This is a genomic window from Streptomyces sp. NPDC054863, from assembly GCF_053610825.1.
Genome location: NZ_JBSGZD010000402.1, coordinates 1 through 5,565 on the forward strand (window position 1 = coordinate 1; position 5,565 = coordinate 5,565).

Here is a 5,565-nt window from a genome sequence, read left to right on the forward strand (position 1 = left end):
CGGGGGGGCGGGGGCGGCGCCGGGGGGGGGCGCGGGGGGGCCGGGGGGGGGGCGGCCCGGCCGGCGGCGCCGCCCCCCCCCCGGGGGGCCCCCCTGGGGGGGGGGCCCGGGGCCAGTGGTGGGGCGGGGAGGGTCAGCCGTTGCGGGGGCCCGGGAAGGTGGCGGAGCGGGAATCTTCGCGGAGGGACTGGCTGCTCGCCGTCGGTTGCGGCGGCATGGAGCGGGCGGCGGGGACCGCGGGCAGGATGGCGGGCATCGTCCGCGTCGCGGCGGGGGCCGTCGCTGTCGCGGTCGATCCGTTCGTGGAGGTGGGGGAGGAAGGAGAGGGGGAGGGGGTCAGGGGGCCTGGGGTGGAGGACGAGGCGGTCAGGGAACCGGAGGCGGCGGACGCGGCCGAGACGGAGTCCGTGGTGTTGTGGTCCGCGGCGGTTCCGTTCGCGGACTGTGCCGCGGCCCTGCGTGCGCCGTAACGGCGGTGCACCGCCTGCTTGGTGACCCCGAGCGCCGAACCCACCGCGTCCCACGAGAAACCGAGCGAGCGGTCGAAGTCCACGGCGGCGGTCACCAAGGTCTCGACGCTGTCCCGCAGTTCCTGCGCGAGGCGGACGGTAGGGGCGGGGGCCCGCCCGTACACGACGAAGCCCGTGGAGGGTCCCGAGCGGCGCGGGCGGTAGACGTTGCCCAGCTGGGCGGTGAGGGTACGCAGCGCGTCCACCTGCCGGCGGACCCGCTCGATGTCCCGTACCAACAGGTGCAGGCTGGCCCGCGCTTGGGCGTCATGGGTTGCGTGGTCGGCCATGAAAAAGCCTCTCGAACCGGCGTTGAGTGAAGAAGGACGGATGAAGGACGGGGCCGTGAGGTTGACGACCCGTTTCGGTCAATCTCTTTTGACCAACGCGCCACCCGGTGTTGTGGTCACGCTCCAGGGGCGTGTCCGCATATGCGCGGGGCGCACGGACGTGCGTACGCCCCCTCGGGCGGGTCCGGGGCGTCGCCCATAGACTGGTGCGCTGCCCGATCGCCGACCGAGAGGCCCGTACATCCATGAAGCTCGTCTTCGCCGGCACCCCCGAGGTCGCCGTTCCCGCCCTGGACGCACTCATCGCCTCCCGGCACGAGGTCGTCGCCGTCGTCACCCGGCCGGACGCCCCCGCAGGACGCGGTCGCAGGCTGGTCGCCAGTCCCGTCGCGGACCGCGCCCAGGAGGCGGGGATCGAGGTCCTCAAGCCGGTGAAGCCGCGCGACGAGGAGTTCCAGGCCCGGCTGCGCGAGATCGGCCCGGACTGCTGCCCGGTCGTGGCGTACGGTGCGCTGCTGCCGAAGTCGGCCCTGGAGATCCCGGCCCACGGGTGGGTCAACCTGCACTTCTCGCTGCTGCCCGCCTGGCGCGGCGCGGCCCCCGTACAGCACTCGGTGATGGCCGGTGACGAGGTGACGGGCGCGTCGACGTTCCAGATCGAGCAGGGGCTGGATTCCGGTCCGGTCTATGGAGTGATCACGGAGGAGGTGCGGGCCACGGACACCAGTGGTGACCTGCTGACCCGGCTCGCCTTCGCCGGATCCGGCCTGCTCGTGGCCACCATGGACGGCATCGAGGACGGGTCGCTGATTCCCGTTCCGCAGCCCGCCGACGGCATCAGCCTCGCTCCGAAGATCAGCGTCGAGGACGCGCAGGTCGACTGGAACGCTCCCGCGCTGCGCGTCGACCGCATCGTGCGCGGCTGCACCCCCGCACCCGGCGCGTGGACCGTCTTCCGCGGCGAGCGGCTGAAACTGGTGCAGGCGGGACTGGCGGCGGACCGCACCGATCTCGCTCCCGGCGAGCTGTCCGCGGGCAAGAACAACGTCCACGTCGGCACCGGTTCGCACGCCGTCGAGCTGCTCTGGGTACAGCCGCAGGGCAAGAAGCCGATGAAGGCGGCCGACTGGGCGAGGGGCGTACGCATCGCCCCCGGAGAGCTTCTGACCAAGGCGGACGTACGCTGAGGGGGAACCCCCTTCACTAAGCGGAGCACCTTTTGAGCGACCAGAAGCCCCAGCAGAACCGGCAGAACCAGCAGAGCGGTCCCGCGCGCAAGCCGTACAAGCCGCACCGCAAGCCCCAGAAGGACCCCGTCCGCTTCCTCGCCTTCGAGGCGATGCGCGCCGTCGACGAGCGGGACGCGTACGCGAACCTGGTGCTGCCGCCGCTGCTGAAGAAGGCCCGGGAGAAGAACGAGGGCTTCGACGCGCGCGACGCCGCCCTCGCCACCGAACTCGTCTACGGCACGCTGCGCAGGCAGGGCACGTACGACTCGATCATCGCGGCCTGCATCGACCGGCCGCTGCGCGAGGTCGACCCGCCGGTGCTCGACGTGCTGGCGCTCGGCGCGCACCAGCTGCTCGGCACCCGCATCCCCACCCACGCGGCCGTCTCCGCCAGCGTGGAGCTGGCGCGGGTGGTGCTCGGCGAGGGGCGCGCGAAGTTCGTCAACGCGGTGCTCCGCAAGATCTCCAAGCAGGACCTGGAGACGTGGGTGGAGCAGGTGGCTCCGCCCTACGAGGACGACGCGGAGCAGCACCTCGCCGTCGTGCACTCGCACCCGCGCTGGATCGTCTCCGCGCTGTGGGACGCGCTGGGCGGCGGCCGGGGCGGCATCGAGGACCTCCTCGAAGCGGACAACGAGCGCCCCGAGGTGACGCTGGTCGCCCGCCCCGGCCGGTCCACCACGGACGAGCTGCTGGCGGTGCTGGGCGAGGAGTCCGGGCTGCCGGGCCGCTGGTCGCCCTATGCGGTACGGATGGCCGAGGGCGGCGAGCCGGGCGCGCTGGAGGTGGTACGGGACGGGCACGCCGGCGTCCAGGACGAGGGCAGCCAGCTCGTGGCCGTGGCCCTCGCCAACGCACCCGTCGAAGGGCCCGACAAGCAGTGGCTGGACGGCTGCGCGGGCCCCGGCGGCAAGGCGGCGCTGCTCGCGGCCCTCGCCTCCGAGCGGGGCGCGGCGCTGCTCGCCTCCGAGAAGCTGCCGCACCGGGCGCGTCTGGTGGCGCAGGCGCTGGCCGGGAATCCGGGTCCGTACCAGGTCATCGCGGCGGACGGCACCCGGCCGCCGTGGCTGCCCGGCACCTTCGACCGGGTGCTGATGGATGTGCCGTGCTCGGGGCTCGGCGCGCTGCGCCGTCGGCCCGAGTCGCGGTGGCGGCGCCGCCCGGAGGACCTGGAAGGGTTTGCTCCGCTTCAGCGGGCGCTGCTGCGGGAGGCGTTGAAGGCCGTCCGGGTCGGTGGAGTCGTGGGCTACGCGACCTGCTCGCCGCACCTCGCGGAGACGCGGACCGTCGTGGACGACGTCATCAAGGGCAAGGGCGCGGGCAACGAGCCGTTCGAGGTGGAGTGGGTGGACGCGCGTCCGCTGATGCCGGGGGTTTCGGCGCTGGGGGACGGGCCGGACGTGCAGCTTTGGCCGCATGTGCACGGGACGGATGCGATGTACCTGGCGGTGCTGAGGAGGGTGGCGTGAGCCGGGGATGAGCAGGGGCGGCGCCGGGCCGGTGGGGGCGGGGGTTCGGGGCTGTGCCCCGGGCCCGGACTGCGTCCGCGCGTCCTCGAACGCCGGACGGGTCGATCCCGGTCGGGAACTTCCTTGGGGCATGGCAGTCTTGGGGCATGGCAGCGCAGATCAATCCCAGTATCCTGTCCGCCGACTTCGCCCGGCTCGCCGACGAGGCCAGGGCCGTCGAAGGCGCCGACTGGCTCCATGTCGACGTCATGGACAACCACTTCGTGCCGAACCTCACCCTCGGCGTGCCGATCGTGGAGTCGCTGAGCAGGGCCACGGACATCCCGCTGGACTGTCACCTCATGATCGAGGACCCGGACCGCTGGGCGCCGCAGTTCGTCGAGGCGGGCGCCGGTTCGGTGACCTTCCACGCCGAGGCCGCCGCCGCCCCGGTCCGTACCGCGCGCGAGATCCGCGCCAAGGGCGCCCGCGCGTCCATGGCGCTCAAGCCGGCCACGCCCATCGAGCCGTACGAGGACCTGCTCCCCGAGCTCGACATGCTGCTGATCATGACGGTTGAGCCGGGCTTCGGCGGGCAGTCGTTCCTGGACATCATGCTGCCGAAGATCCGCCGTACCCGTCAGCTGATCTCCAAGCACGGCCTGGAGCTGTGGCTCCAGGTGGACGGCGGCGTCTCCGCCTCCACCATCGAACGGTGCGCCGAGGCGGGCGCGGACGTCTTCGTCGCGGGCTCCGCCGTCTACAACACCGACGACCCGGCCGCCGCCGTACGCATGCTGCGCCACCAGGCCGACGAGACGACGGCCAAGGCTTCCTGGGCCTGCGCGCACTGAGGACCGGGGAACGGCGCCGCAGCAGCGGCACGGTCACGGTAATAAGAAGGCAAAATGAACGTGGGCCCACAGGGCTGATCAAGGTCCGTCACATCTGACAGGATGAACGACGAACCATTGTGTGAAAGTGAACCAAGGTAAGGAGATCGCGGTGTCTGCGATGTCAGCGGGCCGGTCGGCCATGCGGATGGGACCCGCTGAGCTGGTTCAGGCGGCGGCCATGGCCCGCCGCTTCTACCTTGAGGGCAAATCCAAGATCCAGATCGCCGAGGAGTTCGGCGTCAGCCGCTTCAAGGTGGCCCGGGTCCTGGAGACCGCTCTCGAACGTGATCTCGTACGGATCGAGATCCGCGTCCCCGCCGAACTGGACGCGGAGCGCTCCGACGCCCTGCGGGCCCGGTACGGTCTGCGTCACGCGGTCGTCGTCGAGTCCCCGGCGGACGCCGCGGACGACGCCCCCGACCCGGAGAACCTGGGCGAGGTCGCCGCCGACCTGCTCGGCGAACTCGTCAACGAGGGCGATGTGCTGGGCCTGGCCTGGGGCCGCTCCACCATCCACATGGCCGCCGCCCTGCACCACCTCCCGCCGTGCACGGTCGTGCAGTTGACCGGTGTGTACGACGCGGGGACGGCGGAGCGCGGCTCGGTCGAGGCGGTCCGCAGGGCCGCCCAGGTCTCCGGCGGCGAGGCCCACCCGATCTACGCACCGATGCTGCTGCCCGACCCGGCGACGGCTGCCGCGCTGCGCAACCAGACCGGGATCGCCCGCGCCTTCGAGTACTTCGACAAGGTGACGGTCGCGTGCGTGTCCATCGGTTCGTGGGAGCGGGGCATCTCGACGGTCCACGACATGCTGACGGACGAGGAGCGCGCGCACTACGCCTCGCTCGGCGTCGCGGCCGAGACGTCCGCGCACCTCTTCGACGCGGACGGCCGCCGGGTCGGACGTGACCTCGGCGAGCGCTGCATCACCGTCGAGGCGGACCGGCTCCGCCGGATACCCGAGGTGGTCGCCATCGCGGGCGGACTGCGCAAGGCGGCCGCGATCGACGCGGTGCTCCGTTCCGGACTCGTCACCAGCCTGGTCACGGACACGGCCGCCGCGGACCACCTGCTGAACGCGGGCGGCCCGCCGCCGCGTCCGGCGTTGGACCGGGCGGACCCGGACGACTGATTTTCCGTACCCGTACGAGGAATTCCGTACCTGTACGAGGGAGGGGCGCGCGGCATGATGC

At 72.4% G+C, this 5,565-nt stretch carries 5 protein-coding genes; 4 read left to right on the top strand and 1 reads right to left on the bottom strand.

Features of this window, described 5'->3' with window-relative positions; all coding sequences use genetic code 11:
- Positions 1 to 133 precede the first annotated feature (133 nt).
- Positions 134 to 799 carry a hypothetical protein gene (locus ACWGIG_RS36310; protein ID WP_453325981.1) on the bottom strand — a complete coding sequence of 222 codons (666 nt, stop codon included), beginning with the start codon at positions 797 to 799 and terminating at the stop codon, positions 134 to 136.
- 245 nt (positions 800 to 1,044) lie between these two features.
- Between ACWGIG_RS36310 and fmt the strand changes: the two genes are divergently transcribed.
- The 4 genes from fmt to ACWGIG_RS36330 all read left to right on the top strand — a co-directional run bounded on the left by fmt (position 1,045) and on the right by ACWGIG_RS36330 (position 5,504).
- Complete coding sequence (gene fmt / locus ACWGIG_RS36315; RefSeq protein WP_453325982.1) at positions 1,045 to 1,986, top strand: methionyl-tRNA formyltransferase; 942 nt, start codon at positions 1,045 to 1,047, stop codon at positions 1,984 to 1,986.
- A gap of 32 nt (positions 1,987 to 2,018) precedes the next feature.
- The gene (locus ACWGIG_RS36320; protein WP_453325983.1) at positions 2,019 to 3,497 is read left to right on the top strand and encodes an RsmB/NOP family class I SAM-dependent RNA methyltransferase; all 1,479 of its coding nucleotides are present in this window, start codon (positions 2,019 to 2,021) and stop codon (positions 3,495 to 3,497) included.
- A gap of 146 nt (positions 3,498 to 3,643) precedes the next feature.
- The gene (gene rpe / locus ACWGIG_RS36325; protein WP_453325984.1) at positions 3,644 to 4,330 is read left to right on the top strand and encodes a ribulose-phosphate 3-epimerase; all 687 of its coding nucleotides are present in this window, start codon (positions 3,644 to 3,646) and stop codon (positions 4,328 to 4,330) included.
- 160 nt (positions 4,331 to 4,490) lie between these two features.
- Positions 4,491 to 5,504: a sugar-binding transcriptional regulator gene (locus ACWGIG_RS36330; RefSeq protein WP_453325985.1), complete on the top strand. Its 1,014-nt coding sequence runs from the start codon at positions 4,491 to 4,493 to the stop codon at positions 5,502 to 5,504.
- The last annotated feature ends 61 nt before the right edge of the window (positions 5,505 to 5,565 follow it).

Excerpts from the sequence above, each read along its gene's own strand:
- ACWGIG_RS36310 (WP_453325981.1), bottom strand. The coding sequence starts at position 799 with ATGGCCGACCACGCAACCCATGACGCCCAAGCGCGGGCCAGCCTGCAC.
- fmt (WP_453325982.1), top strand. The coding sequence starts at position 1,045 with ATGAAGCTCGTCTTCGCCGGCACCCCCGAGGTCGCCGTTCCCGCCCTG.
- rpe (WP_453325984.1), top strand. The coding sequence starts at position 3,644 with ATGGCAGCGCAGATCAATCCCAGTATCCTGTCCGCCGACTTCGCCCGG.
- ACWGIG_RS36330 (WP_453325985.1), top strand. The coding sequence starts at position 4,491 with ATGTCAGCGGGCCGGTCGGCCATGCGGATGGGACCCGCTGAGCTGGTT.